25 protein-coding genes and 1 pseudogene are annotated in these 26027 nt (G+C 55.5%); 12 read left to right on the top strand and 14 right to left on the bottom strand.

Annotation, left to right across the window (positions count from 1 at the left end; genetic code table 11):
* Window positions 1–85: 85 nt before the first annotated feature.
* From NKH36_RS30440 to NKH36_RS30480, 9 genes are all read right to left on the bottom strand, one after another.
* The gene (locus NKH36_RS30440) at window positions 86–1051 is read right to left on the bottom strand and encodes a threonine/serine dehydratase family protein (RefSeq protein WP_352963654.1); all 966 of its coding nucleotides are present in this window, start codon (window positions 1049–1051) and stop codon (window positions 86–88) included.
* Between the two features lie 88 nt (window positions 1052–1139).
* Entirely contained in the window at window positions 1140–2234 is a 1095-nt protein-coding gene (locus tag NKH36_RS30445; RefSeq protein WP_352963714.1) for a threonine aldolase family protein, read from the bottom strand.
* The gene (locus NKH36_RS30450) at window positions 2192–2821 is read right to left on the bottom strand and encodes a hypothetical protein (RefSeq protein ID WP_352963656.1); all 630 of its coding nucleotides are present in this window, start codon (window positions 2819–2821) and stop codon (window positions 2192–2194) included. Before NKH36_RS30450 ends, NKH36_RS30445 begins: the two co-directional genes overlap by 43 nt.
* Before the next feature lies 1 nt (window position 2822).
* On the bottom strand, window positions 2823–5708 hold the full coding sequence (locus NKH36_RS30455) for a 2Fe-2S iron-sulfur cluster-binding protein (protein ID WP_352963657.1): 2886 nt from the start codon (window positions 5706–5708) through the stop codon (window positions 2823–2825).
* Window positions 5705–6022 carry a sarcosine oxidase subunit delta gene (locus NKH36_RS30460; RefSeq protein ID WP_352963659.1) on the bottom strand — a complete coding sequence of 106 codons (318 nt, stop codon included), beginning with the start codon at window positions 6020–6022 and terminating at the stop codon, window positions 5705–5707. The genes NKH36_RS30455 and NKH36_RS30460 overlap by 4 nt, the downstream gene beginning before the upstream one ends.
* On the bottom strand, window positions 5991–7229 hold the full coding sequence (locus NKH36_RS30465; RefSeq protein WP_352963660.1) for an FAD-dependent oxidoreductase: 1239 nt from the start codon (window positions 7227–7229) through the stop codon (window positions 5991–5993). The genes NKH36_RS30460 and NKH36_RS30465 overlap by 32 nt, the downstream gene beginning before the upstream one ends.
* A 183-nt stretch (window positions 7230–7412) precedes the next feature.
* Window positions 7413–8819 carry an amidase gene (locus NKH36_RS30470; RefSeq protein ID WP_352963662.1) on the bottom strand — a complete coding sequence of 469 codons (1407 nt, stop codon included), beginning with the start codon at window positions 8817–8819 and terminating at the stop codon, window positions 7413–7415.
* The gene (locus tag NKH36_RS30475; protein ID WP_352963665.1) at window positions 8812–9027 is read right to left on the bottom strand and encodes a hypothetical protein; all 216 of its coding nucleotides are present in this window, start codon (window positions 9025–9027) and stop codon (window positions 8812–8814) included. The genes NKH36_RS30470 and NKH36_RS30475 overlap by 8 nt, the downstream gene beginning before the upstream one ends.
* A gap of 71 nt (window positions 9028–9098) precedes the next feature.
* A complete protein-coding gene (locus tag NKH36_RS30480) occupies window positions 9099–10256 on the bottom strand; it encodes a M24 family metallopeptidase (RefSeq protein WP_352963667.1) in 1158 nt (385 codons plus the stop codon).
* A 221-nt stretch (window positions 10257–10477) separates the two neighbouring features.
* On the opposite strand from NKH36_RS30480, the gene ehuB reads away from it, so the two are divergent.
* The 7 genes from ehuB to NKH36_RS30515 are packed head-to-tail and all read left to right on the top strand — an operon-like array spanning window position 10478 to window position 15968.
* A complete protein-coding gene (gene ehuB, locus NKH36_RS30485) occupies window positions 10478–11317 on the top strand; it encodes an ectoine/hydroxyectoine ABC transporter substrate-binding protein EhuB (RefSeq protein ID WP_352963668.1) in 840 nt (279 codons plus the stop codon).
* A 60-nt stretch (window positions 11318–11377) separates the two neighbouring features.
* Window positions 11378–12043, top strand: a complete 666-nt coding sequence (ehuC, locus tag NKH36_RS30490) for an ectoine/hydroxyectoine ABC transporter permease subunit EhuC (protein ID WP_123170605.1) — start codon at window positions 11378–11380, stop codon at window positions 12041–12043.
* A gap of 3 nt (window positions 12044–12046) precedes the next feature.
* Window positions 12047–12712: an ectoine/hydroxyectoine ABC transporter permease subunit EhuD gene (gene ehuD, locus NKH36_RS30495; RefSeq protein ID WP_352963671.1), complete on the top strand. Its 666-nt coding sequence runs from the start codon at window positions 12047–12049 to the stop codon at window positions 12710–12712.
* Entirely contained in the window at window positions 12712–13527 is an 816-nt protein-coding gene (gene ehuA / locus NKH36_RS30500; protein ID WP_352963716.1) for an ectoine/hydroxyectoine ABC transporter ATP-binding protein EhuA, read from the top strand. Before ehuD ends, ehuA begins: the two co-directional genes overlap by 1 nt.
* Window positions 13527–14345, top strand: a complete 819-nt coding sequence (locus tag NKH36_RS30505; protein ID WP_352963673.1) for an aspartate dehydrogenase — start codon at window positions 13527–13529, stop codon at window positions 14343–14345. Before ehuA ends, NKH36_RS30505 begins: the two co-directional genes overlap by 1 nt.
* A 44-nt stretch (window positions 14346–14389) precedes the next feature.
* Entirely contained in the window at window positions 14390–15151 is a 762-nt protein-coding gene (locus tag NKH36_RS30510; protein WP_352965718.1) for a GntR family transcriptional regulator, read from the top strand.
* A gap of 34 nt (window positions 15152–15185) precedes the next feature.
* Window positions 15186–15968, top strand: coding sequence for an NAD(P)-binding domain-containing protein (locus NKH36_RS30515; protein WP_352963679.1), 783 nt, complete (start codon window positions 15186–15188; stop codon window positions 15966–15968).
* Here the strand turns inward: NKH36_RS30515 and NKH36_RS34945 are convergent, their stop codons facing one another.
* The 5 genes and pseudogenes from NKH36_RS34945 to NKH36_RS30535 form a co-directional block, all read right to left on the bottom strand.
* Window positions 15969–16124, bottom strand: coding sequence for a hypothetical protein (locus tag NKH36_RS34945; RefSeq protein WP_502912146.1), 156 nt, complete (start codon window positions 16122–16124; stop codon window positions 15969–15971).
* A 166-nt stretch (window positions 16125–16290) separates the two neighbouring features.
* Window positions 16291–16449: pseudogene (locus NKH36_RS34950) on the bottom strand (IS66 family transposase); the annotation flags it as partial.
* Between the two features lie 225 nt (window positions 16450–16674).
* Window positions 16675–17235: a maleate cis-trans isomerase family protein gene (locus NKH36_RS30525; protein WP_352963684.1), complete on the bottom strand. Its 561-nt coding sequence runs from the start codon at window positions 17233–17235 to the stop codon at window positions 16675–16677.
* 1190 nt (window positions 17236–18425) lie between these two features.
* Entirely contained in the window at window positions 18426–19133 is a 708-nt protein-coding gene (locus tag NKH36_RS30530; RefSeq protein WP_352963686.1) for a GntR family transcriptional regulator, read from the bottom strand.
* A 78-nt stretch (window positions 19134–19211) separates the two neighbouring features.
* Window positions 19212–19985, bottom strand: coding sequence for a maleate cis-trans isomerase family protein (locus NKH36_RS30535; protein ID WP_352963689.1), 774 nt, complete (start codon window positions 19983–19985; stop codon window positions 19212–19214).
* Window positions 19986–20140: 155 nt separating this feature from the next.
* On the opposite strand from NKH36_RS30535, the gene NKH36_RS30540 reads away from it, so the two are divergent.
* From NKH36_RS30540 to NKH36_RS30560, 5 genes are all read left to right on the top strand, one after another.
* Window positions 20141–21286, top strand: a complete 1146-nt coding sequence (locus tag NKH36_RS30540) for a M24 family metallopeptidase (protein ID WP_352963692.1) — start codon at window positions 20141–20143, stop codon at window positions 21284–21286.
* 312 nt (window positions 21287–21598) lie between these two features.
* The gene (locus NKH36_RS30545) at window positions 21599–22666 is read left to right on the top strand and encodes an ABC transporter substrate-binding protein (RefSeq protein WP_352963694.1); all 1068 of its coding nucleotides are present in this window, start codon (window positions 21599–21601) and stop codon (window positions 22664–22666) included.
* Window positions 22667–22771: 105 nt separating this feature from the next.
* Window positions 22772–23878 carry an ABC transporter ATP-binding protein gene (locus NKH36_RS30550; protein ID WP_352963697.1) on the top strand — a complete coding sequence of 369 codons (1107 nt, stop codon included), beginning with the start codon at window positions 22772–22774 and terminating at the stop codon, window positions 23876–23878.
* The gene (locus NKH36_RS30555) at window positions 23871–25115 is read left to right on the top strand and encodes an ABC transporter permease (RefSeq protein ID WP_352963699.1); all 1245 of its coding nucleotides are present in this window, start codon (window positions 23871–23873) and stop codon (window positions 25113–25115) included. The genes NKH36_RS30550 and NKH36_RS30555 overlap by 8 nt, the downstream gene beginning before the upstream one ends.
* 9 nt (window positions 25116–25124) lie before the next feature.
* The gene (locus tag NKH36_RS30560; RefSeq protein WP_352963702.1) at window positions 25125–25958 is read left to right on the top strand and encodes an ABC transporter permease; all 834 of its coding nucleotides are present in this window, start codon (window positions 25125–25127) and stop codon (window positions 25956–25958) included.
* Window positions 25959–26027 lie beyond the last annotated feature (69 nt).

The raw sequence follows: 26027 nt of genomic DNA on the forward strand, positions 1-26027 counted from the left end.
GAAGTTGGCCGCAAAAGTGGCTAGAGGCTTTTTAGGCCGGCCTTTTGCATCCGACCACGACAAACGTTGCGATTCGGCGAGGAGGTTAACTCAGAAATTCGCGCCAGGCGCTCATATCCACGTTCCCCCCGGATACCACTGCAACGACAGTCTTGCCGCTCCACATTTCGGGGTGCCGCAGGACCGCGGCAACCGCAGCTGCTCCACCGGGTTCGGCAACGATCTTCATCTCATCCGCCAATAATTGCATCGCGCAAATGACGTCAGCTTCCGACGCTTCATAGCCGTGGGAGACAAGTTTCTGATTGATCGGAAAGGTCTTCTCACCTGGAATTTGCGTTACGATCGCGTCGCAGATCGAGTTGTACCCGGGTTCATTTCCAACACGCTCGCCTGCAATCAAAGATCGCCTTGTATCGTCGAAATGTTCCGGCTCAGCCGCGCAGATAGTGGTCGCCGGGGACAACACTGCCATAGCGGTCGCGATGCCAGCGACCAGCCCGCCGCCACCAACGGGGCACACCAGAGCGTCTGCGGACGTTTTCAGTTTCGCCAGTTGATCGACGATTTCCAGTGCAACGGTTCCCTGCCCCGACATCAAAACATAATCATCATAGGGAGCAATCAAAGTCGCCCCCGTTTGCTCCGCCACATCTCGTGCAATCTTGGCCCTGTCGCCGGTTGCCCGATCATATGTGATTACCTTGGCCCCGTACTGGGCAGTGTTGCGCAGTTTCACGGCTGGTGCATCCTGCGGCATGACTATGGTAGATGGAACATTCATTTCCGCAGCCGCGGCAGCAACCCCTTGAGCATGATTGCCGGATGAAAAGGCCACGACCCCCGCCGCGCGCTCCTTTTTGCTCAACGACGCGATCTTGACGTAAGCTCCACGAATCTTGAATGATCCGGTGCGCTGCAAGCACTCGGCTTTCACGAGGAAGCGGAAACCAAGACGGCGGTTGAGAAGTTCGGATTCGAGCATGGGCGTAACTCGTGTTACGCCCTCGAGAACCCGGGCGGCATGAACGATCATTTTATATTCGAGCATCGCGCTGCTTTCCAACTAGGAGCTAGTAAAATCTCGTTGCCGCTCGTTGATCACATCACGCAATCAGCGGGTGAACCCGGGGCGGGCTCTAAGCCTTGGAAGGCCCGTGCTCGCGGCAGGCCTGTTCAAATCGCTGAATTTGCTCTGTGCTGTCGCAGTAGGACATCACCATGCGGAACCCTTGACCTTTGGGAGAAAAGCTCCACGGCCTTAGGTTGATATCCTTGTCCCGGAGTGCTTCCAGAAGGCTCGCCGGCAGAATGGCGAACACCTCATTAATGTGCACTGGATGAACCAGCTCAACACCCGCACACGGGCCTAAAGCATCTGCTATTCGTGCTGCGTTTCGGTTCGCCTGCAGAGCATTTCGACGCCAGAGCTCATCCTCCAGATAGCTCAAGAGCTGCACTGACATGTAGCGCATCTTTGAGCACAGGTGCCCGGCGCGTTTGTGCATGACGCTCAGTATCCTTGCGATTTCAGAATCGAAGGTGATCACCGCTTCCGCATTCATGGTTCCGTTCTTGATCGTGCCGAAGGTGAGAATGTCCACTCCAGCCTTCCAGGTCATTTCGGCCGGCGTTGCGCCTAGATGAACCATGGCGTTGGCCAAGCGTGCCCCATCAAGATGGACTTTCAAGCCGGCCTTATGCGCTATTGCACTCAATGCGCGTAATTCGTCCAGTTCATAAACGACTCCGGCTTCCGTGGCTTGGGTGAGGCTGACTGCGCTGACCGCCATATGATGCACATTGCCGATACCGTGACTTTGTAGGCTGTGCTCCAATGCAGCAGGCGATATCTTACGGTGCCCACCTGCCAGCAAAGTCATGCGGCCACCACCGCTATAGAATTCGGGCGCGCCAGCTTCGGTCGTCACAATGTGGGCCCCCTCGTGACAGAAGATCGTACCATACGGCGGCGTGATGGCGCCGAGCGCGAGACCATTGCCAGCGGTCCCCGTAGGCACCGGAAAAATAAAGGTTTCACGCTCAAAAAAGTTCGAATAGGCCTGTGCCAAGGTCGCGGTGAATCGATCCGCTCCGTAGGCCACCTCAACGCCTCCGTTGCAGTTGACGAGCGCGTTCATCACCTGTTCGCAGACCGGCGCGCCGTTGTCCGAATTGAAGTGATAAGTTGCTATTTTAGATCCTCCCGTTCCCAGGAAAAGCCGCCGCCAAATTCAGTTGAAGCATCCTGGAGCACATCCCAAAGGTAGTCGGCTGAGGCGAAATCAGTCAGCATGTGCAGGCCGTAGGGCCCGTCCTTCATTTCGCGGATCAATACGGCGCTGATCCGCGCTACGACCGTTTGTACGACCTCACCTTGGAGAAGCCGATCGCTGCGCAAATCCACACCGCAAATCTTCGCCATCATCTGCGCAATACACCTGCCCTCTAGATGGAGCCAACTATGGCTGTCGGCACGGGGAAGCGGGTACCCTATTCGGCGCTCACCGCTGGCATCGTCGGCATTCCAGCTTGCCTCCAGGTCGCTGCACACATTACCTACCGCGTCTGGGTCAGGCAGGACGAGGTACTCTTCCTTACCGAGCCGCGCGATGAGAGAGCCAGCGGACAGGGCGATCGCTTTGTTTGGAACGTCCGGGACGGCGCTGACCTTCGAGCTCAGCCATTTCGTCGTCCCGTTACCCTTGAAGCCGATCCGAGGCAGCGTCGAGAGGTCACGGATGACGACGTTCTCGTTCTGCGGAGTCTGACCCGCGCCGGTCAAGCGATGAGCGAACGGACTTCTAGCAATAGCGCCCACCTTACATCTCCTGCCGCAGGTTTTCGGGATCGTAGAAATGTGGGGAAGCAACTTGCGCATGGTGCTTGCTTCCGTCACTTGCACGCAGCACAATTCGGCTTCCAAGATTGGCGTCCAAGCGGTCGGCATAGGCTAGACCGATGACTCGTCCCAAAGTCGGCGAAAAAGCGATTGAGGTGATGAACCCTGCTATGGATCCATTCTTCACGACCAGATTAGACTCCTGGAGCCCAGCCGCCGGCATCCGGTCGAGCACAAAGCCGACCAGTTTTCGGCTCGACAACGTCTTGTTGCGGATTTCCAAACTGCGCTTTCCAATAAAAAAGGGCTTGGAGTTAGCGACTGCCCAGCTCATATCGAGCTCTTCGGGCGTGGTCATGCCGTCAGTGTCTTGACCGATTATTACGTGCCCCTTCTCGAGCCGCATGAGTCTCTGGGCTTCAAGGCCAAACGGGCGAATACCGAAAGCTCTCCCTGCATCCCCGACTGCCCGCCAGAGTTCCGATGCGAAGCGTGAGGGCACATGTATTTCGTAACCAAGCTCGCCGATGAAACCCACTCGAAATACCCGAGCAGGGATGCTCGCTACCGTCCCTTCACGGTAAGCCAGGTATGGAAAGTCTTGCGGCGACAAGGCAATGTCATCGCAAAGTTTTTCAAGTACCTTGCGGGCATTAGGCCCTGCCAGGTTAACCCCCGCATAAGCGGCCGTAACATTCGCGATATCCACGTCGAGGCGCCACTGGGCGTTCCACCACAGCATGTTGCGGTATATTCGATCCACGCCCGTGGTGGTCGCCGTGACATAGAAATAGTTTTCGCCGCGCCGACACGCGACACCGTCATCAATGACCGTGCCCGCCTCATTTGTCATAAGCAGGTAACGGGTCTTGCCAACGGGCAGCTTCACATAGGCAAACGTGTACATCCGATTTAGAAATTCGGCCGCATCGGGCCCGCGCACATCTAACCCGCCCAAAGTCGAAACATCGATCATGCCTACGTTGTTTCTTGCGTTCACAACCTCTTCGGCAATGAGCCTCTTGGCATCGCGTTCATGGCCGTAGTAGGCGGGGCGCAGCCAATTTCCCGCAAGCAGCCATACTGCTCCTTGAGCGGTATGCTGTTCATGCATCGGTGTTTGGCGAAATGGCGTGAACTTTCGACCCGCCAAAGTGGCGATTTTTTCCGTTGTGACCGGCGGCCGGGCGGTGGTGACGCCCACCTCATTTATTGTCCGATTTGTGTATTTCGATACGAGCATGGCAGTCGCCAGAGCAGCATGCCGGCCTTGACTTGGCCCCATGCCGACGGTCGAAAACCGCTTTACGAGTTCGAGCTCGCGATACCCGTCGGCAATGGCATTCTTGATGTCCTTGACCTGAAGGTCTTCGTCAAAGTCGACAAAGTCCATTCCCTTCGGATGCGGGAAGATCGGGCAAGGATGATTTGGGGAACCTCGATCCCGAGCTGGGAGCGCGGGCCGACGTTTACTCTTATAGCCGCAATTGATCGCGGCCGCTAAGCCCTGAACCGCGCCATGAGCTATGCAATCGTCCAGGTCGAAAAATCCGTCGACCGATCCGGCAAGCAGAACGCCTTTGTCCTGCCCATCGATAGTGAACTGCGCGGCCGCGTCATCGTAAGCGAGCTTGCCACCCGCTTGCAGTGGCAGCTGATAGGCGGGGACATAGCCCACGGACATGCAGACCAGGTCACAATCGATCTTTCGGCGCCTCCTGCCTGCAGTGCCCTCCGCATCAATTTCGGCAAGCTCTACCCCACGGACGTGCAAATCCCCCTTTTCCGGTCGTGCCTCATAGAGGCACCATCCATCCAGAATCGAGACCTTTCGTTGCGTTAGCTCCGAACGCAATGGTCCGTGGTGGCCGGCCTTTCGGAGATCGCAAATTGCCGCCAGGTCGACGCCGGCTTCGAGAAGGTCAAGCGCCACGCCATATGCGTCATCGTTGGCAGCGAGCATGACTGCACGATTGCCAGGCTTCACACCGAACAGCCGAATGAGCCGTTGGGCCGCCGAGCCCTGCATGATGCCGGGCAAATCATTGTTTCGAAACTGGGATGGCTGCTCTATGAGCCCGGTCGCGAAAATGACCTGTTTAGCCCGCAGCTTGTGTAATCGGTTACCGCGAAGTACCGGCAGCCAGTTATCAGCATACCACGCATTGCAGATCGCGTCGGTCCAGATCTCGATGTTGTCGTGAACCTTCGCCTCGCCGACTAGGTCCCTTTCGCTTGCCAGTCGCGCATAGTTCAGCGCCCCGCCTATCCGTGGATTCTCGTCCAACAGCAAGACTGACGCGCCAGTATCAGCCGCAGCAATCGCCGCCGCCATACCAGCAGGCCCCGCACCGACGACGACCACATCGTACCAGCCATAGGCCTTGTCGTAATACCCTTCGGTGGGTTTTGTGACGTCGAGCTTACCCAGCCCCGCTTTGGCCCTAATGATGGGCTCCCACACCTTTTCCCAAATTCCTTTGGGTTTGTAGAAGGTCCGATAGTAAAAGCCGACCGGCATGAAGCGGGAAAGCCTGTTCATGACGAACCCGCTGTCCCTGCGTGCCGACTTGCCAACATTTTGGGCACGTACGGTCAGACCGTCTGATATAGGATGACGATCGGCAAAGACGCTTACCTCGTTCCCGATTTGGACAAGTGTGTTCGCGTCTTGAGCGGCCATGGTCAGGATACCGCGCGGTCGGTGATATTTGAATGACCGCGACAATATCCATTCGCGGTTAGCCGCAAGCGCTGAGGCGATCGTATCCCCGGATAGGCCTTCATACTCCCGCCCGTCGAACGTGAACTTAAGCTTTCTCGACGCGTCGATAAGCAGGCCCTTGCGTGGCGTCGCGCTTTTCATGACGCTTCTCCCAGAGGTCCATCTGCCGGTACAGGAAATGTGGCCAGAATCTCATCGGTCACTGTGTTCCGTTCCGCAAGGAACCAGAAGTTTGTCGGTGTGTGACACCACCACTCACGCACGACGCCCGCCGTATTGTTGGACATCCAGACGTACTCAGCCCACTCGTGGTCGCTCGCGCCGGATGGCTCAGGTTGCCGATGCACCTCTCCATGGCACTGGAACTCGGTTATGTTGCGTGGCCCGTTCAGAGGGCAAGTCATCAACTTCACGTTCAGTTCCTCAATGGCTTGCAGCGGTAGCGCCCATCTCATTGACCAGATCGAAACTGTGGAACCGGCTTAACTGAAATGGCCTGATCTCGTCAGGAATGCGGTTTTCCGAAATGGCCTTCGCCAAGAAGAATCCGCTGGCCGGGGTCGCCTTGAAGCCCCAGGTGCCCCAACCTGCGTCCAGCCAATAGTTCGAGAGCGGACCCTGACCCATGATCGGGCTGTAGTCCGGCGTCATATCGGTGATCCCGGCCCACTGGCGCAAGATCTTGAGTTCTCCTATGAATGGGAACATCTCCAACGCCGAAGCAGCAAGACCTTCCTTGAGCTCCAGGGTCGAGCGAGTGTTGTAGAGCTCGTATGGGTCCGAGCCGCCTCCGATGACGAGTTCGCCTCTCGCCGATTGCGAAACGTAGCAATGCAGAGCGGTTGACGACACCATCGGATCCAGGAAGGGTTTGACAGGATGCGTCACCATTGCCTGAAGTGGATAGCTGCGGATCGGCAGCTTCAAACCGGCCATCTTTGCTACGACTGAGGAGTAACCGGCGACGCACTGCACCACGGTCCCTGCTGATACATGGCCGCGATTTGTGCGCAGGCGTGTGACTCTATTCCCGGCGACTTCCATCCCCAGGACTTCCGTCCTTTGATGAAGCTCGACCCCACGCTCACACGCGCGGATAGCATATCCCCATACGACTGCGTCATGACGCGCGATGGCTGCGCTTGGGTGCCAAAGACCGCAAAGGATCGGCATGCCCTTGATATCGAGATTGAGCGAAGGCACCAAGCTTCTGATTTGCTGGCGATCAACAATCTCGTTAGCCTCACCACAAAAGACGCCGGCGTCGGCGCGCAGGCGAAGCGATCGCGAAACGCCGTCCGAGTGCGACAACGTGAGCTGTCCCCGGCGGGAATACATCATGTTGTAATCGAGCTCATTGGCCAAGGATTCATAAAGTCTCAGGGCCTTCGCATAGAACCGTATCGAGCGCTGATCCGTGTAGTTCGAGCGGATCACCGTGGTGTTGCGCGCGGTGTTGCCGCCTCCAAGATAACCCTTCTCCAGAATCGCAACGTTGGTAATCCCATGGTGCTTCGCCAGGTGGTAAGCCAATGAGGCTCCGTGACCACCGCCGCCGATGATGACGACGTCGTAGTGTGATTGCAGATCCGGAGTGCGCGGTATCTCGTCGCGTTCGGGATAACGTCTTGAAAAGCCGTACTTTAGAAGCGCAAACACCATATTTCTCCCTCTAGGAGCGCGGCCGCGAAATGGACGCCTTGCTCGCTTGCAGGAGCGATGCCAATAACCGTTGTTTCGTCAAAGCGGGATCCAATCACACGCGATGCGATACGCATCCGCGCAGCCTTTCCAGGTTCGGCAAAACGTCGTGAGAAGGCATATCTTAGGGACGTATGTGCCATCTCAGGCGTCTACTTTCGGTAGCGGAATTGAGAACTGGTCGCTTCGCTCAATTGCGTGTGCAGCACGCAAGACAGTCATCTCGTCAAAATACCGGCCCACCAATTGCAGTGCGATCGGGAGACCTTGCGTATGCATCGCGCATGGCATTGTCAGCGCCGGGTGACCGGTCATATTGAAGAATGTCGTGAACCGGGTGATCGCGTTGCCGATCGCTTCGTTGACCCCGTTTCGTGTCACCTTGACGGTGCCCACTTTCTGGGCGATTTCGGGCGTCGCCGGGGTGAGGATCAGATCGACTTGGTCAAAGAGCCTATTCGTCTGCTGTCGGTAGATCTCGATGAACCGCTTCGCTTTGACATAGTGCTCCGCGAGAATGCACTGCCCCAACGCCAAACCAGCACGGAAATCCGCGGAATAAAGGCAGCCACGCTCCTGCAAATAGGCCGAATGCGCACTGAGCGCTTCAGGCATCTGCACGGTGAGGGAGACTGTACGGCTATGTCCCATATCCGGAAATGTCACCGGGACCAGCTTTGCGCCGTTTGCAACGAGATACTCTTTCACACGTTCAAGAGCCTCAAGGATTTCGTCGTCCGCACGCTCGTAGTAGAAGTTGCTCGGAATACCGACGCGCAATCCTGAGACGTCCTGATCAAGCGCTTCAGGGTAATTTTCAACGGGCCGATTGACTGAAGCGGGATCGCTGGGATCGTAGCCCGACACGATGCTCAGCAGATCGGCGCAGTCGGCAATCGTGCGCGTCATCAACCCGACGTGATCCAGCGTCCAGCAATACGGCACCACTCCCGAAGTGGGGATCCGCCCAAGCGTAGGCTTAAAGCCGACAAGCCCGTTCAACGCAGCGGGCGCTCGGACGGAGCCGCCGGTGTCCGTTCCAAGTGCTGCCGGCACGAGACCAAAAGCCACCGCTGCCGCTGAGCCGCTCGACGAGCCACCCGCAAGACGTGTCGGATCGTAAGCGTTGACGGCCGTCCCATAAACCTCGTTTTCGCCCGTTGCGCCGTATGCGAATTCATGCAGGTTCGTCTTGCCAAGACTAAGCGCTTGGGCTGCCCGCAGCTTGGCGATCGCAAAAGCATCCTTTTTGGCAATCCTGTCGTGGAAGACCCGTGACCCGGCCGACGTTCGAACACCCTGCACGTCGAACAGATCCTTGGAGGCGTAGGGAATTCCGGCGAACGAGGAGCCGGTCAAATCACCACGCGAGAGCTGTGATGCCTGTTCTCGCGCAATATCAATCGTCGTCGTGATGAACGCCTTTGATTGTGGATTGTGTCGTTCGATCCTCTCGGCAAATGTATCCACAAGCTCGACTGGGGTTATCTCCCCGCGCTGAAGCATCGACCTCAGGCTCTTGACGCTTTGAAATGCGATATTGTTATTCATGCCTGTCTGCACCTTGGACGCTCATAGCGGGTGGCGTTGTCCCCAGGTCGATTTTCCTCAGCTGTTCAAGCTCATTCAACAGATCTTGAAACCCGGTAATGATCCCCAACTGGGGATCGACCAGCTCGTTTATTTCCTCTTCCGACCAGCTGTGTGATGCCATCTGTGCGCATATGCCGGTCAGCGTAGCTTTTGTAAGTTTTTGCATGAAGCTCCTCGGACAAATGGTAAGATCAGCGTGCGCTAACACTTAGGCCATTGGCGCCCGCCTGCGAGTCATCAACGAATGATCGGGGTCTCGGGCGTCTTATTGGTCAATATCTCGCCGCCGTTCTTGGTCACCAACACAGTATTGGAAATGAAATAATCCGCCACTGTTGTGTTGGTAAACCAGGAATGGGCATGAACAACCATGCCGACTTCAATTTTGCGAGTCGATCTCGGGAAAAGGCTCGTCACCATAGAGCCGCCCGTCCAGCTGGGAGGGAAACCGATCCCTACAAGGTAACCGCAATGATGGCGATGATAGTCGACAAGGCCGGCGCTTGCCGCCACTTCATGCCAGGCCTCATAGGCGTCACCCGCATCCGCGCCCGGCTGAAGCGCTTCGCAGATCGCCTTCATGCCGCGAATAGCGAGTTCCGCAGACTCTTCGACACCCTTCGGTGTGCTACCGACATAGACAAGCCTGCCCATCGGAGACTGGTACTTGCGATATGAGGCGCAGGTTTCAAGGAAGACGGCATCTCCGTCCCGGAACACCTCACCGCGCCAGGTAGTGTGCTCTTCACCCAAGCGGCTGGTCGGACGGATGAACGGGCCAAAGCCAGGGTATTCGCTGCCCTCGAGGATCATCTTGTTGTGGTAGGCCGCCGCGACTTCGTAGTCCGACCCGCCGTCACGTATTGCTGCGACCGCGGCCAACGTACCAAGATCCACTGCATGGGCCGCTTTCCGGGTATATTCTATTTCAAGGGGAGACTTCACGAGACGAAGGTCATCAAGAATTCCGGAAGCATCCACCCACTTTACACCCGAACGGTCATCTTGAATGCGCTCTGCGTGGCGGGGCGTGAGGAAAAGGCTGCGCTTTTCAATGCCGACCCGGGCACCCAGCAGGCCCAGGTCCTTCATGGCCTGATGAACATGATCCGAAAGCTCCTCGTGATCCTTGTGCCCGTAGAAGCGTGCGTTTTGAACCTGGTTCTCAACCGTTATCCGCTCCATCGCGCGGCAGCAAAGGGCCATTTCTCCACTTTGATTTAGCACGAGCACATGTGCTGCGAAGAAGCCCCAGTGGTCCAGGCCAGTGAGGTAATAGATGTTTTCAGGAACGGCAATCAAGATGCCATCAAGGTTGTTCTCTGTGAGCGCCTTAAGCGCGTTCGATGTGCGACGATCAAGCTCATCTTTTGAAAAGGGTGAAAGGTAGGTCATGGACGCCCCTCGGGTGCTGTATCCAGTTTTCAACATCGTGAATAGGTATACCTCTCGTATCGTCACTCGCGAAAAATGACAAGAGACAATTTTCCAAAGTCGACGCAATTGGCCACATTTGGCGGTAAAGTTCGACGAGCGGAAACATTCCCTTGCGATATATCGGGTGCAATGGTATACCTCTGAGGCAATTTTGCATAAACCCAAAACAGAGGGAACGGATGAAAATGAAAGCTATCTTGGCTGCAATCGCCGCGACTGCTGCTCTCTTTATCGGCGTCGCTCACGCTGACGGGCTGACGGACAGTGCTAAAGCGGGAAAACCAATACGCATTGGCTTCTCTCACGAAATCCCTTGGGCTTATCCGGGGGATAAAAACGAACCGCTGGGATTCGCGAACGCACTGGCGGTCGGCGTCCTAAAGTCTATGGGATACACTAATATCGAGCCAGTCGTGACCGATTGGGGTGGCTTGATACCGGGGCTTCAGGCAGGGCGCTTCGACATTATCACCGGCGGAATGTACATCACCGGCAAGCGTTGCAAGAACGTCGCTTTTGCCGAACCAATGGGGAAATTCGGCAACGCGTTTATTGTCAAAAAAGGCAACCCGAAGGGGATTCAGAACTATAAGGACATTAAGGAGAAGGACGCAACGATGGTGACTGTCTCCGGCTACGTCAATGTTGACGAGGCACTTAAGGAAGGAGTCTCTGAAAGCAAGATTATGCAGGTGCCAGGCCCCACTGAACTGCTGGCTGCCGTTCGCGCGGGCCGAGCGGATGCCGGGGCTAGTAACTATTTCGATGCCAAAAATCTGGCCGCTAGCGCATCCGACGAAATCGAAGTGACTGACCCGGCCGCTCTACCTGATTGGACGAATAATTGGGTAGCGATTGCATTCAAGCCTGAGGACAAGGACTTTCTGAAGGCGTACAACGAGGCCCAGGCAAAGTACCTCGGTTCGCCCGAAATGCTTGAGGCAGTCGGGAAGTTTCAATACACGAAAGCTCAGCTTCCGGGCGATGCAAAAACCGAATGGGTCTGCGCCAATCGGTAACAATGAGTTGGCTGACGAGCTGCGTGAGGCAGCTTGTCAGCATTGCCGAAGCGAGCTCCTATGACATACACCTCGTTCCTTGCGGATTATGGTAGCCGGTTTGTAGACGGCGCGCTCGTGACCGCCATTCAATTCCTTTGCTCGTTGGGGCTGGCCGTATTAGTGGCCAACCTCTTCGGCCTGATGATGCTATCTTCAAACCCGGTTCTGAGGAGAGCCGCGGTAGGCTACGTCGAGTTTTTTCGCGGCACCTCACTGCTGGTCCAGCTTTTTTGGTTGTTTTACGTGTTGCCCCTGTTTGGCATCACATTGGACAATTTTCTTACCGGATTTCTTGCAGTCGGCCTGAACCTTGGCGCCTACGGCGCTGAGCTAGTACGGGGCGCCATACAGTCAGTTCCCCGCGGCCAGTGGGAGGCATCTTACGCATTGTCGATGTCGGCAGCCCAACGCATGCGACGGATTATCATCCCGCAGGCCTTTGTCACCATGCTGCCGGCTTGGGGAAACCTGGTGATCGAGCTGCTCAAAAGCACCGCGCTGGTGGCGCTGATAGCAGTTCCAGATCTTATGTTTGAAGCGCGGCAGCTGAACAATACAACCTATCTCTCTACGTGGACTTTTGGGACAGCCCTGGTCATCTACTACGTCTTCTCTCGCTTTCTCATCACGCCTTGCATGCGCTGGACCGAGCGCATCATGGCTCGGCGGATAGGACGGGCTTAAGCGATGCAGTGGGACTTCGCATTCACAGCCGAAATCCTGCCCAAGATGCTTTGGGCTACGGGCAATACCCTTTTGGCTGCTGGCATGGGATACGCCATTGCCGCTGTCATTGGTCTCTTGTTCGCACTTGCTCAGCGAACACCGTTGCGTATTCTGACGTATATTACCCGGGAAATTGTCGAGTTCATCCGCTCAACTCCCCTCGTACTGCAAATCTTCTTTGTGTATTATGTTGGGCCGGAATACGGGCTCTACCTGAGCCCTTGGGTGGCAGGCATGATCGCGATCGGCCTGCACTATGCCGCCTATATCTCTGAAGTTTATCGGGGTGGCATTGAGTCCGTCCCGAAGGGGCAATGGGAAGCATGCATCGCCATCAATCTAACGACGATGCAGACCTATCGGCGTATTGTTTTGCCGCAAGCTCTCCCACCATCAATTGCTGGGATGGGAAACTACCTAATCAGCATCTTTAAGGATACCCCGATTCTGTCTGTAATTGGTGTTGCCGAATTGATGCAAGCAGCAAACGCTGTAGGCGGGCAAAACTATCGCTACCTTGAGCCTTACACTATGGTGGGTGTTATTTTCTTAGTTATCTCACTGACCGCCGCGCGCGCCATTCGTTGGTTTGAAGCGACCGTTCGCCGTAAGTTAGGAATGCAATGATGGAAGATCTCTCGTCATATCCCCTCGAGCTCGTCGGTCCAGACATACCGATGGTACGGTTCATGAAGGTCCGTAAAAGCTATGGCGACCTTATCGTTCTGGACAACCTGAACTTGGACATCGCACCAAGTGAGATGGTGAGCATCATTGGCCCATCGGGATCCGGCAAAACGACGGTGCTGCGCATGCTGATGACCCTTGAGACCATCAACGGCGGCGTCATCTATGTGGATGGCAAACCCCTCACCCACATGCCAAAAAACGGCGTGCTGGTGCGGGCAGATGCAAAGTACCTACGAAAAGCACGCTCCTCGATAGGAATGTGCTTCCAGCATTTCAACCTGTTTCCCCACATGACGGCGCTACAGAACTGTATGGAGGGGCCGGTCTTAGCCTTGGGTCTCTCGCGCCGCGAGGCTCGAGAACGTGCCGAAGAGCTTCTCCTGATGGTTGGCATGATCGACAAGAAGGACCAACATCCCTCCCGGCTTTCGGGTGGCCAACAACAGCGCGTAGCGATTGCGCGCGCCCTGGCGATGAGGCCCAAGGTTATGTTGTTTGACGAAGTTACCTCTGCCCTTGATCCCGAGGTAATCGGCGAAGTCACGAATGTGATTAAGGATTTGGTGTTCAAGCACAGGCTGACGATGCTTATGGTGACCCATCAAATGGGTTTTGCTCGTGATATTTCCGATCGCGTCTGCTTTTTCTATGGTGGAAAGATTGAAGAACAAGGCAGTCCTGCTGAACTGTTTTCCAATCCCAAAAGCAAACGAACGCAACAATTTTTGAGCGCAGTCAAAGCGGCAGATTGATGGTCGGGACTCCTATCAGAATTGGAATAGCTGGGATTGGCGCCATAGGCTCGTCCGTGGCACACGCATTGGATCGGGGGGAAATAGTTGGGTGCGAACTGGTGGCTATCTCGGCCCGGAGCCAAAATCGGGCCGCAGAGTTCAATGCCACTTTAAACAATCGTGTTTCCTGCCTCTCGTTTGAAGATTTGGCTAGAGAGTGTGATACAGTTTTGGAGGGTCTCCCGCCACAGATGTTCGACGCTATCGCGCTGCCTGTCCTGAGCGCCGGCAAGATCCTCATAGCTATGTCTGCGAGCCAGCTACTCGGTCGAGAAGATTTAGTGGAGTTGGCGCGCCGAATGGGAGGACGAATTGTGGTCCCATCCGGTGCCATGCTTGGGCTCGACGCCATCAAAGCCGCGGCCGTCGGCGAGATCCGCAAGGTGAAGATTCGAACCCACAAACCGCCAAGGAGCCTTGCAGCCGCACCTTATGTTGTTCGCAACGGATTGAACTTGGAAAGTCTTGTTGAAGCGGTTTGTGTTCTAAGAGGCAGCGTTAGCGACGTGGCGAAGGAATTCCCCGCAAACGTGAATGTCGCTGCAGCTCTAAGTCTGGCGGGTCTCGGACCGGACCGCACGCAGATGGAAATTTGGGCAGATCCAGGTCTAATGTTCAATACCCACAACGTGGATGTGGAATCCGACAGTTCTAACTTTTCGATGTCGATACAGAACCGCCCAAGCGACGAGAACCCGGCCACAGGGCGTATTACCGCGCAGAGCGTAATCGCGTACTTACGTCAAATGAACTCGACTTTGCGCGTTGGAACGTGACTCGATGCCGTTCATACCCTGCTGCAGCCTAGAGAAAGCTAGCGATGACACGCCACAGCTCCCTGGTATCTACGAACGAAACCACCTTGACTGCTCCTGAAGACAAAGACGGGGTTATGGACGGAGAGAGGCAACCCGCCGGAAAAATGAGCAAACAGGAAATATACCTCGAGTTACGGCGCCGAATATGCCTGCTCGACTATCAGCCAGGTAGCCGGCTCAACGAGAGGGAACTCGCATCGGAATTTGGTGTCAGTCGGACTCCCCTTCGCACAGTCTTGCAACGCCTGGAGTACGACGGGCTAATCATAAGCCAGCACGGCAACGGCACCGAAGTCACATCGATCGATCTGAGCTCGATGCGAGATATATACATCGTTCGGATGCGATTGATGGACGCTATGGCCGAGTCCTCCCCCCTTCCCGTGACTGACGACACACTCCGCGAAATCCAAGACTTGGAGCAAACCTGTCGACAACTTTTAGATGTGAAGGATAAAAGGCAATTTGCCGAAATCATTATCCGCCTGCATAAAGTTCTGCATGGTTTGAGTAGCAATGGCCCTCTGAGGGACTTCAACGATATCCTTTTCTTCCAGTCAGCTAGATTTTGGTTCCTGCTTCTTGAGAAAATGGATTTTCGGCAGCAGGTGGAAGACCTTATCGATGAGCTGCGCATGATACGAAGAAGCCTGGAGCTTCGGGATGTACGTCTGGTTGCGACGGTTCACAAGTCACATCTGGCCATGGTGTTATCCAGGCTCGGCGCCATGGAGGCAGCTAGCGCAAACCGGTCGGAATTTTGAAAGCTCGGGCGGCATTCGATATTGGAGTCACCATATGAACATGCCGACAATTGGGTTTATTGGAACCGGCGACTTCTCCGCCTACTTAATCGCCGCCCTGCGAAGGGGTGGGTTTGGCGGTCGAATTCTTCTCTCGCCCTATAGCCGAGTCAAGGCAGAGCGGCTTGCCACCATCCACGGCTGCATGGTAGCCGCGGATGATGCGAGCATGCTCGCCGAGGCCGACTGGATCCTTTTGGCGGTGCGGCCCGAACAGCTTGCCAATGCGTTGCCCAATCTGGCTCTGCGTCCAGAGCAGGTATTAATTTCGGCCGTCGCCGGCGTCACCGTCGGAGAATTACGGGCGGCAACGGGCAAAGGCATATCGGTGGTGCGCATCATGCCGTCGAGCTACATTGATACGATTAACGATGGCATTATTCCGGTATTTCCTGCGTCTCACGGTCTCGACGCGGTGTTAAATTGTGCAGGTAAGGTCGTGACGTTCGATACCGAAGATCAATTCGAACTTGCGATGTTCGGTGCCTGCCTCGCTGGGTGGATGTACCGTTTCCTCGCCACGCTTGAAGGTTGGTTCTTGGAGCGCGGGCTCACGCCGACCCAAGCCCGGCTAATTGTTGCAGGGAATGTTGCGGGAGCAACTGGCTACGCGCTGGCGCGGCAGGATGTCCCACTTGAGGTCGTTTCTGACGGGATCGCAACGGAAGGTACCTACACAAAAGTGGGGCTGGAGCACCTCGCCGAAAGGCGAGCCGCTCTGCCTTGGGTGGAGGCTTTTGATATCCTCTTTGAACGGTTGAACTTGTCAAAAGCCTAATCAACGACTGGCTGGCTGGCGACTAATACGGCGCACCTTCCTGCCGGCCGGGTCCGGGCAATCGGCGACGGGGCGTTCGACCTCGGGCAGATCGCTCACGTCGATGCGCGCGAAGGTCGCCATCGCCTGATCGGCATCGAGTTCGCCGCCAGCCATCTGCTTGCGCCAGGTATAGAGCTGTGACGGAGCTACGCCGAACGCTTCCGCGACCTGTCGCGGCAATTGAAGGTGTGCGCAGCGCGAGCCGTCTCGCAACAAGGCTTGGAATCAGGATCATGAAAACCACCGCCGCCAGTGTCGGCAGCAGGATCCGCAGTCGTACCTTACTGGCGATCTCGACTTCCGTCGCCATGCTCTCGAGTTCTTCCAAGACGGGGTCCATCTGTTCGTGTAGGCGGGCCCATCGTTCAGAGCTCTGACAATGCCGAGCCCGCTCCAGCTTCCGGATCGTCATCTCCTGATGTGCGAGCGCCGCACCATCCGATACTTCAGAGGGGTGGGCCGGGCTGCGGCACGTCCGGCGGCGTGCCCTTCAAAATGCGGATGATCCCGCCCGAAAATTTCGATCGGCTAGTTGCCTGTCTCCTCGTCCGAGGAACAGGCTAATCTCAAACTGATTGCTTTTCAGGGAACACCTCGTTGCCAGCCTGGAGACCCCGCGTTTCTTTCGCCAAATCCGGCTCAGCTGATCGGCCACTTTGTTTCTTCAATGATCCGCAAAGAGCCGACCATACCCATCCATCCTATCGTTCACACCGGCCAGTCGCAAGCAATCCCACATCATAGCTTGATTGCTGACGATTACCGGCTTGCCTAAAACGGCCTCTAGATCCGAGATGATGTCCAGCGAACGTAGAGCGCCACAGCTAATAAAGATCGCGTCAGCATCCGGACTGTCAACGCTACAAGCGAAGTCAAACAGATATTGCCGAGTTACACGCACAATATCTGCGTCGTTTTCAATTCCAAGACCTTGAATGTTTAACACCTCGAAGCCACGTTGCTCCAAGTAGACGTGCTCGATTTCATTAATCCCGGCAACGTACGGTGTAGCGATCGCGATTTTTCGGGCGTTCACGGCTTTCAGAGCACGTATCACTCCTGAGATTATAGAGGTCGGTATTGCCGTCGGAGCTCCGCAGCGAAGCAGATCGAATACCTTCTCTTCGCCGATAATCACACTACCAGATGTGCAAGCGTAGCATACGACATCTAGGTTTCCCTCCGGAACGATCAATGCTGCGGCGCCTTCGATGCCTTCAGCCATTGCCCCTAGGGTTTCAACATTACAAAGGTTCGGCATAGGCGCTCTCTGGAAGTGTACCCCCACGCCCTTAGGCGCCATACGAAACATGTTCTCCTCGATGGTTTGCTCCATCGCTAGAAGGACGAAGCCAAGCTTCGCTCTGTGATGGCTGCCGGTGTCAAGCTGAACGTCAGCGCGTTCGATCTTTCCTGATGGGACTGAGTTATGCCGCAAAAGCGCTCCTCCGAAAATGCAAGCTAGGTGTACACATCTTCGAGAACGCTAGCAATAGATTGAGATCAATTTTCTCGGTTGACGGCGCATTTTTGCGAGATTCATGAGCTGAACTCTCCTGCAGCCGTTGATGGTGCATACAGCTTAACGACGATGGGGCTGGATGAGCTACATGTGCTTGTCGCGTGTGCCATTGCCAATTGGCTTTCCCCCTCACAGACGTGCCGCTTTGATCTCCCAGCACTCGCCTTCTTCCCGACCCGCGTCGTAGTTCGCGCCATCCGCGTAGCTGGCGGGGCAAGGAAGCGCGTGTCAGCGTCTCACTCTGACCAGCCCGCCAAGGCACCGTGCCGCAGCGCCGTCAGCTTGCGCCAGGCGCTCCCTTTTGTTTGTGATATACCGGTCATCCCGGATCCGGCCGGACAATTCGCAGCCCAGAAAGGCTGAGGTCTCGGGCCGGGCTCGCCTCTCAGTTGTCGCGAGAGGAACGCGAACCGCCCAACGGCGACAGCCGGGTCTTGTCCTCATGGAACGTTAGGCCAAAGCCGGCCAGCCGCACCTAGAGCCAACAGCAACCTCTACCTCGCCCTTCTTCTCAACCTCTTTGTGAAGTCGCCAGTGTAACGCAAGATCATAGCGCAATGCATCGCGCCGATCCCCATTCGTCGGCCGGAGATCAAGGACAATTAGGACTGCCTTGCTAAGAACCAGACTGACCCCACCCGTTGCGGGGTATCAATGTCTGTCGTTCTCGTCCTCAAAAACGCCAGCCTGTAACCACAACTCAAAAAGCCGTCGGATGGGAGTATTAGCGATCTTTTGCGCCACCATCCGCAACCGATGCGTGGTACGCAGTCGGGTCGAGCATCCCGTTGCAGCATTCACGACGGCGGACTGATTTCAAGACCGCTGACTGATAAAGTCGATGTCTTGGATCTAAGCTGGCAAAGCGCTACTTTGCGGTGCTAGACACAGAATCATTTATTTCGAGCAAAGTGGCGCTTCAGGCGAAACATTCCTTCCGCTATCATATTGCGGTTTACATATCCCATGCCGCGTATGTCCGAAACTTCCACACAGTTTTTGATTAGCTCGAGTTCTCGACAGAGACCATCAACTGCCTCAGGCCACATCTTATCGACGACCCCATACCACACTCTAGCAGTTTGAAAATACAGGTTGTCATGCAACGCCCTGAGGGGCGCGTTGCTGATCATCTCATTGATGAAAATATGTCTGTCATTTTCAATTCTCCAGAACTGGCGTAGATCCTTCCCACTTCGAAGGAGGTTTGCCGAGGCAAGCAAGATGGATATCTGCTTCACGGCATCTGCCGAAGGTTGACGGGGAGTAAAATCTCCGACCAGTTCGGCCACTCGAAGCCTCAACCTGTAAACATCCGAGAGCGCAGAATAATCGACAGGGGTAACCAAGTTCCCCACACCGTCGCGAACCTCGACGAGCCCCTCGATCTCCAACCTCTGTAAAATCTGCCGAATTGGCGTTCGGCTTGTTTGGAATTGCCTTGCAAGTTCGCTTTCGCGAAGAATGCTGCCTGGAGGAATTTCAAAGAAACAAATGCGGTTGCGCAGAATATTGTAGATCGCGTTAAGCTTCGCCCGCCCGCCCTTTCGGCCGGACCTATTAGGTGTCTGCCGGCGTCGGGACACAACACTGTCATTCATTGCGGTAGGTCATCTCAATGCGGCGGCGATACTGAGCAAATGGATTCGATTGCGAGGCATTCGGTTAAGACCTAGAGATCAACATTCTCTAAATAGTCTGCCATATAAGTCGCTCCGATCGCGGACCCCCGCCAATCTCAGGCAGTCCCACATCATGGCCTGATTGCTGGTGATGACCGGTTTCCCAGTTTCTGCTTCCAGTGCCTGAATGATGTCCACTGACCGCAGCGCTCCGCAACTGATGAAAATTGCGTCGGAACCAGGACGATCCACTTGCTTAGCAAACTCGAATAGATAATCAGGAGTTATCCGAACCATGTCCTCGTCATTTTCGACGTTAAGGCCCCGAATGTTCAGGATTTCGAATCCTCTTTCCTCCATATATCGACGTTCAATTTCATTAACGGGATCGACGTACGGCGTCGCAACAGTAATCTTTTTCGCGTTCACACTTTTCAGAGCACGCATAACTCCGGAAATAATCGAGGTCGGCTTGGCGCCAGGCGCCCCTCGGGTGAGCTCGGCAAAAACCTTGTCTTCACCGATCACTACGCTCCCAGACGTACACCCATAACATATTACATCAAGCTTCACCTTCGGAACGATCAAAGCCGCCGCGTCGCCGATACCCGATGCCATTGCCAACAGAGTTTCGACATCCACTTTGTTGGCCATAGGCGCTCGCTGGAAGTGAACTCCCACGCCTTCTGGTGCCAATTTGAACATGTCCTCTTCGATTGTCTGCTCCATGGCCAAAAGCACAAAACCGATCTTTGCCTTATTGTGGCGACCCGCATCAAAGCGGATGCCGCCGCAGCCGATCTGATCTTCAAATTCTCCAGTGCGCTGCATCTTTCCCTCCAATGCGACAAGCCAACATGTACACACCTTGGACAGCTGCTGCAAGACAAACCGGGAAAGCCCCGCCGTTTTCGGGCGGTTGACAGGGGTTTAGAGCTGGCATATAGATTTTTTTATCGCACCTGCATACAGCTCGGATCGAAAACATGAAAACGGGTGAGCTTCGCACCGAAAAATTGAAGACAGCGCTTGAGGCAGCCGGCTTCGAGATCGCCTTGCTGACCAACCCAGACTCCATTGCGTACTTCGGGGAGTATCTAAACTACCTAGGTATCGACTTCGGCCGCCCCACCTTAATGGCCGTCCCAGTTGATGGTGACCCGATCATCATCACGCCTCTTATGGAAACAGAGATGTGTTCACGGATGAGCTGGGTCCGCGATATCCGGCCCTGGAGCGATGGCATCGATGATGAGTGGCGAAGCGTCCTCAAATCAGCGATCGAGGGCAAGGCCCGCCGTATCGCGGTCGAGAAACGATCCATCCCTGCCCTCGTTGCCAACGACTTACTTCCCATAGTTCGAGACGCCGAACTCGGTGATGTTGGACCCATCGTGTCCGAGATACGCATGATAAAGTCCGCTGACGAAATCGAGATTATGCGAAAGGCAGGTCAGGTCGCGGTGGCGATGGTGCAAGGAGCGCGCGAGACCATCGCCGTTGGTGTGCCAGAGTACGAAGTCGCACTAGCGGTCATTGCTGCTGGAACACGAAAGGCTGCGTCATTCCTCGACGACGATACCGACCGTTTCGTGTCTCCTACCATTTACAATCTCCAGATTCTCCAATCCGGCACTGACGTTTGCTTAGTTCATCGCCGCTCTTCTGTCCGCGAAATCCGCTTAGGAGATCCCGTCTATCTCTGCTTCTGCGGCATCGCCAACTTCCGCAACTACAAGCTTGGCTTCGACCGCGAATTCTTCGTGGGTGGAGCGACGGATGAGCAAGCCCGTGTTTACCAGACCGCTGTAGCCGCACAGCAGTCGGCACTCGCAGCTATCAGGCCTGGAATTAGCTGCGAGGAAGTGAATGCCGCCGCGGAGGCGGTCTACACGGAGGCGGGCTTCTCTCCGGGATATCGCACCGGCCGGTCCGTCGGCCAATCCTTTCTCGAAGCGCCGGAACTAAAGCGAGGAGAGAAGCGAGAGTTGGCTGTCGGTATGACTTTCGCGGTCGACGGGGGCGTTACCATCGAAGGCACCTTCGGTGGACGCATTGGAGACTCGATTGTTGTGACGGAAACTGGATTTGACTGCCTGACCGAATACCCGCGTGAACTCGCAGTGTTGTGAGGTACAGCGTAGCACATCCCTACGGAATCTAGACGCGACAAACGTTGAGGTCTTTGCCAGTTCCGGAATGAAGAGGGCACCAGCAATATCGTCACCAACGCGGCTCGGGTAAGGGCGTTGGCCCTCATTCCACATCTTCGGGGATCGCTGCTTGTGCGGTGCTGTTATTGCCCCAGTCCGTAGCAAAATGCCGTAATGCTTCGGCGACGAGTACACTTTGAGGAGAGAAAACAAGTCATACAAAACAACCGGTCCACCTTCAATAAGCCGAGCTGGCGAAAAAGAGCCAGCCAATCCAGAGGAGTAACAACTATGAATAGAATTTCGATTTTCTTGGCAGGCGTTGCACTGGCCAGCGTATCCACGATTCCGGCCTTCGCCGAGGATCGATTGGTGGTAGCTTCCTTCGGCGGTGCCTACACTGCCGCTCAGTCGAAGGCTTTCATCGAACCTTACATGGCCGAGAAGGGCACGAAGGTACTGACGGCCGATTACAATGGCGGTCTGGCTGAACTTCGGTCGCAGGTGCAGTCTGGCAATGGGGCATGGGATGTCATCGATCTTGAACTCCAGGACGCGCTTCGGGCATGTGATGACGGTCTGATCGAAAAGATCGATGCCACCCAGCTCGCGCAGGCCGCGGACGGGACCTCCGCGATCGACGATTTTCTGCCGGGCACTTTGATGGATTGCGGCGTCGGGACCGTCACCTGGTCCAACGTGATCGCTTACGACAAAACGAAGTTTCCGAACGGGGGGCCGAAGACGATCGCTGATTTCTTCGATCTGAAGAAGTTTCCGGGGAAGCGAGGCTTGAATAATAAGCCGAACGTGATGCTCGAATGGGCACTCATGGCAGATGGCGTGCCCAACAATAAGGTCTACGAAACGCTTGCGACGAAGGAAGGCCTTGACCGGGCATTCGCAAAGCTTGACACAATAAAGAAGGACGTTGTGTTCTTTGGCGCGCAAGCGCAAGCGCCGCAGCTCCTTGCCGACGGCGAAGTTGTAATGACGACGGCGGGCAACGGTCGCATCTACGACGCCATCTCAAAAGAAAATAAGCCGTTCGAAATCGTCTGGGATGGCCAGATCTGGAATCTCGATGTGTGGGCGATTTCAAAAGCGAGCAAGAACAAGGACGCTGCCTTGGACTTCGTGAAGTTTTCGACGACAAGTCAGCGCTTGGCGGACATGACGAAATGGATCAGCTACGGCCCCGTGAGAAAGTCTTCGCAGCCTCTCGTACCGGAAGCTGTCCGACCCAACCTTCCTACATATGAATCTAACTTCAAGACGTCCCTCGCCAATGATCTTGAGTTCTGGGCAGATCATCAGGACGAGATCAATCAGCGCTGGGCGACTTGGCAGGCGAAGTGATCCGTCTTCGATTAACCTCTTTAGTGAAGGTCGGAGCTTAAGCTCCGACCTTCGGATACGGCGATTTGCTGCTACTGTAGCTGGTTGGGGTCAGGACGAATGCTCATGAATACCGACAACAGCTTCGTAAATTTCCACGAAGTACAAAAAAGCTATGACGGTTCTTCTCTCGTCGTGAAATCCCTTTCGTTGACGATCGCTAAAGGCGAATTTTTGACCATGCTAGGGCCATCCGGTTCTGGCAAGACCACATCTTTGATGATGCTCGCCGGCTTCGAGCGGCCCACGGGTGGTAAGATTAGCGTAGCGGGTCGCGATCTGACCGACCTTCCACCTCACCGACGTGAGATCGGTATGGTCTTTCAAAACTACGCCCTGTTCCCACACATGACTATCGAGGAGAACGTCGCATTCCCGCTTGTTGCTCGTAAAATCCCGAAGCCAGAGATCGCCTCGCGGGTGTGTTCTGCTCTCGAGCGGATCCGTATGGGAGCTTTGGCGCATCGACGACCTGCACAACTTTCTGGCGGCCAACAGCAGCGGGTTGCCCTCGCCCGTGCACTTGTCTTTGAGCCCTCACTCGTCCTCATGGATGAACCCCTCGGAGCGCTCGACAAACAGCTTCGAGAGCACATGCAGATGGAAATTAAACACCTGCACGAAGAGCTCGGCCTGACAGTGGTCTATGTTACCCACGATCAAGACGAAGCCCTGGCACTGTCAGATCGAGTGGCCGTTTTCAACAATGGTATGATCGAGCAGGTGGGGCCGGCCCGGGCTATCTACGAGGCGCCGGAAACGTCATTCGTTTCGTCTTTTGTCGGCGAGAACAACCATCTCGCTGGCATTGCAACTTCCGTGAGCGGAAGCGCATGCGCTATCATGGTTGGAAATGCCCAGATTCAATGCGTCGCTGTCGGCCGGTTAAAGCAAGGTGGTCGGGTGGTCGTCTCGCTTCGACCAGAACGCATTTGCCTGGCGCTTAGTGACGACGATTTCGCCAACAAGGTGAAGGGCATCCCTAAGGAGGTTGTGTACTTCGGAGACCATCTGCGCATATCTTGTCGGCTTGAAAGCGGCCAAACCCTAACAATAAAGCAACCTAACCGAGGCGGCATCCCTGAGGTCTCGGTAGGGCATCCCGTCATACTCGGTTGGCATGCGACGGATGCTCGGGCTCTTGCAGCCGAGGGAGAGGCCTCCAATGGCTGAGGCAATAGGTTTCGCCACGCCTGATGACCTGGGCCGCCGAGTAGCGCGGTCCCGTCACAGCGATACACGGAAGGGCCTTCTACTGTTGGCGCCTGCATTGGTGCTCTTGTTCATCGCTTTCATCGTCCCACTCGGTTACATCTTCCGGCTGAGTATATATGACCCGATCGTTCCGGATGGGCTTCCACGAGTCGTCCAAGCGCTTGAACATTGGAGTGGAAGCGGTGCTCCGGATGAGGAAACCTTCCGAGCGCTTGCGGAAGACCTCAGCGATGCCCGGAAAGCTAATACGGTTGGCTTAATCGCAAACCGCCTCAATGTTGAGTACCCCGGTCTACGCAGCACGGTCATGCGGACTGTGCGCCGCTTGGGTCAAACGCCACCCGTCGACAACTTTACAGCGTTTTTTGTCAAAGCCGATCCAAATTGGGGAGCTCAATCGACCTGGCAGGCTATCAATCAGTTGCGCCACTCCGTAAATGCTAACTACTATCTCGCGGCTGTCGATCTTCGCCGCGACGCTTCCGGCAGCATGGAACTCGCGCCGGAGGAAAATCGCATTTACACCACACTGTTCGTGAGGACTTTTCTTATAGCATTTTCAGTGACGTCGTTTTGTATTCTGCTCGGATATCCTGTCGCCTACTTGATCGCTACGTCATCGAAGCTCGTTGCCTCCGTCTCGATCATGCTCGTTCTTCTACCATTCTGGACGTCGCTGCTTGTCAGAACAACAGGATGGATCGTGCTGCTGCAGTCGCAGGGTGTGCTGAACGATCTCTTCGTCTATCTCGGCATCATTTCAGACGAAAACCGCGTGAGGATGATTTACAACCTCGCCGGCACGTTGATCGCTATGACGCATATCCTCCTGCCCTTCTTTATCCTTCCGCTATACAGCGTGATGGTCTCCATTTCGCCTGTGTACATGCGCGCGGCGCAGTCGCTTGGTGCTCACAGGTTCTATGCGTTCTGGAAGGTTTATTTCCCAAATACGCTGCCCGGACTTGGATCTGGCGCTCTCCTAGTCTTCATCCTTGCTGTCGGGTACTACATCACCCCCGCACTCGTCGGCGGACAATCCGGACAAATGATCTCTAACCTGATTGCATTTCACATGCAGTCATCGCTCAACTGGGGGTTGGCTGCGGCACTCGGGGTGATACTCCTGGCAGTCGTGCTGATCCTTTACGGCGTCTACAATCGATATTCCGGCGCAAACCGCCTGATGAACTGAGGGCTCGACATGCACAGTTTTAATGTCGAATACGCGTGGTCGATGCTGTTTCGTGTGATCTGCGGCGCAATTTTGATGTTTCTCATCGCGCCTATTTTCATCATCGTACCCCTCTCCTTCAATTCGGAGCCCTACTTCACCTTCACCAGTGGCATGTTGCATTTCCGGCCGGAGGCATACTCTATCCGGTGGTATGAAGCGTTCGTGTCGGATGCGGGCTGGAGGGTCGCCGTGCGCAATAGCTTCTTTGTGGGTGGTCTTTCTACTCTGCTGGCTACCGCACTCGGCACTCTTGCCGCTCTAGGGCTAAACAGGCCTTTGCCAATGCGCAGCTTCATCCTGAGTCTTCTTCTTGCGCCGATGATCGTTCCGATCGTTGTGTTGGCGGCTGGTACGTATTTCGTCTTCGCAAAAGTCGGTCTTGTGGACAGCTACGTTGGACTTGTACTTGCGCATGCAACCCTTGGACTTCCTTTCGTTGTGGTAACGGTGCTTGCCACTCTATCCAATTTCGATCAGGGGCTCGTGAAGGCCGCCCTAATTTGCGGCGCCCATCCCACAATGGTTTTCCGCCGAGTCACGCTGCCTCTTATCGCTCCAGGAGTTCTGTCAGGAGCCGCTTTAGCGTTTGTCACATCGTTCGATGAGGCAGTAATCACGCTGTTCCTTTCACCTAGTCCAGAGTACTACACGGTTCCTCGCAAAATGTGGTCAGGGCTGCGCGAGCAGATCAGTCCCACCATCCTGGCTGTAGCCACCACTTGGATCGTACTCTCCTTGATGCTGATGATCCTCGTGGGCGTCTTGCGGCGGCAATCGGCTCGAGCCACAGGAAACCGCTGACTGGCCAAAATCGAGTCCCGAAGCGTTCACCTGCGCAGTCGGATTCTGCGGCCTGCCATCGAGCACTTA

This window comes from Mesorhizobium sp. M1312 (assembly GCF_040318115.1).
Taxonomy (GTDB): Bacteria; Pseudomonadota; Alphaproteobacteria; order Rhizobiales; family Rhizobiaceae; genus Mesorhizobium.

What these genes read in the sequence shown, in the direction of transcription:
- NKH36_RS30555 (WP_352963699.1), top strand. Translation starts at nt 23,871, where the DNA reads ATGGCTGAGGCAATAGGTTTCGCCACGCCTGATGACCTGGGCCGCCGA.
- NKH36_RS30530 (WP_352963686.1), bottom strand. Translation starts at nt 19,133, where the DNA reads ATGAATGACAGTGTTGTGTCCCGACGCCGGCAGACACCTAATAGGTCC.
- NKH36_RS30540 (WP_352963692.1), top strand. Translation starts at nt 20,141, where the DNA reads ATGAAAACGGGTGAGCTTCGCACCGAAAAATTGAAGACAGCGCTTGAG.
- ehuC (WP_123170605.1), top strand. Translation starts at nt 11,378, where the DNA reads ATGACATACACCTCGTTCCTTGCGGATTATGGTAGCCGGTTTGTAGAC.
- NKH36_RS30550 (WP_352963697.1), top strand. Translation starts at nt 22,772, where the DNA reads ATGAATACCGACAACAGCTTCGTAAATTTCCACGAAGTACAAAAAAGC.
- NKH36_RS30545 (WP_352963694.1), top strand. Translation starts at nt 21,599, where the DNA reads ATGAATAGAATTTCGATTTTCTTGGCAGGCGTTGCACTGGCCAGCGTA.
- NKH36_RS30480 (WP_352963667.1), bottom strand. Translation starts at nt 10,256, where the DNA reads ATGACCTACCTTTCACCCTTTTCAAAAGATGAGCTTGATCGTCGCACA.
- NKH36_RS30470 (WP_352963662.1), bottom strand. Translation starts at nt 8,819, where the DNA reads ATGAATAACAATATCGCATTTCAAAGCGTCAAGAGCCTGAGGTCGATG.
- NKH36_RS30510 (WP_352965718.1), top strand. Translation starts at nt 14,390, where the DNA reads ATGACACGCCACAGCTCCCTGGTATCTACGAACGAAACCACCTTGACT.
- ehuD (WP_352963671.1), top strand. Translation starts at nt 12,047, where the DNA reads ATGCAGTGGGACTTCGCATTCACAGCCGAAATCCTGCCCAAGATGCTT.
- NKH36_RS34945 (WP_502912146.1), bottom strand. Translation starts at nt 16,124, where the DNA reads ATGGCTGGCGGCGAACTCGATGCCGATCAGGCGATGGCGACCTTCGCG.
- NKH36_RS30465 (WP_352963660.1), bottom strand. Translation starts at nt 7,229, where the DNA reads ATGGTGTTTGCGCTTCTAAAGTACGGCTTTTCAAGACGTTATCCCGAA.
- NKH36_RS30560 (WP_352963702.1), top strand. Translation starts at nt 25,125, where the DNA reads ATGCACAGTTTTAATGTCGAATACGCGTGGTCGATGCTGTTTCGTGTG.
- ehuA (WP_352963716.1), top strand. Translation starts at nt 12,712, where the DNA reads ATGGAAGATCTCTCGTCATATCCCCTCGAGCTCGTCGGTCCAGACATA.
- NKH36_RS30505 (WP_352963673.1), top strand. Translation starts at nt 13,527, where the DNA reads ATGGTCGGGACTCCTATCAGAATTGGAATAGCTGGGATTGGCGCCATA.
- NKH36_RS30535 (WP_352963689.1), bottom strand. Translation starts at nt 19,985, where the DNA reads ATGCAGCGCACTGGAGAATTTGAAGATCAGATCGGCTGCGGCGGCATC.
- ehuB (WP_352963668.1), top strand. Translation starts at nt 10,478, where the DNA reads ATGAAAATGAAAGCTATCTTGGCTGCAATCGCCGCGACTGCTGCTCTC.
- NKH36_RS30440 (WP_352963654.1), bottom strand. Translation starts at nt 1,051, where the DNA reads ATGCTCGAATATAAAATGATCGTTCATGCCGCCCGGGTTCTCGAGGGC.
- NKH36_RS30460 (WP_352963659.1), bottom strand. Translation starts at nt 6,022, where the DNA reads ATGAGATGGGCGCTACCGCTGCAAGCCATTGAGGAACTGAACGTGAAG.
- NKH36_RS30475 (WP_352963665.1), bottom strand. Translation starts at nt 9,027, where the DNA reads ATGCAAAAACTTACAAAAGCTACGCTGACCGGCATATGCGCACAGATG.
- NKH36_RS30515 (WP_352963679.1), top strand. Translation starts at nt 15,186, where the DNA reads ATGAACATGCCGACAATTGGGTTTATTGGAACCGGCGACTTCTCCGCC.
- NKH36_RS30455 (WP_352963657.1), bottom strand. Translation starts at nt 5,708, where the DNA reads ATGAAAAGCGCGACGCCACGCAAGGGCCTGCTTATCGACGCGTCGAGA.
- NKH36_RS30525 (WP_352963684.1), bottom strand. Translation starts at nt 17,235, where the DNA reads ATGGCTGAAGGCATCGAAGGCGCCGCAGCATTGATCGTTCCGGAGGGA.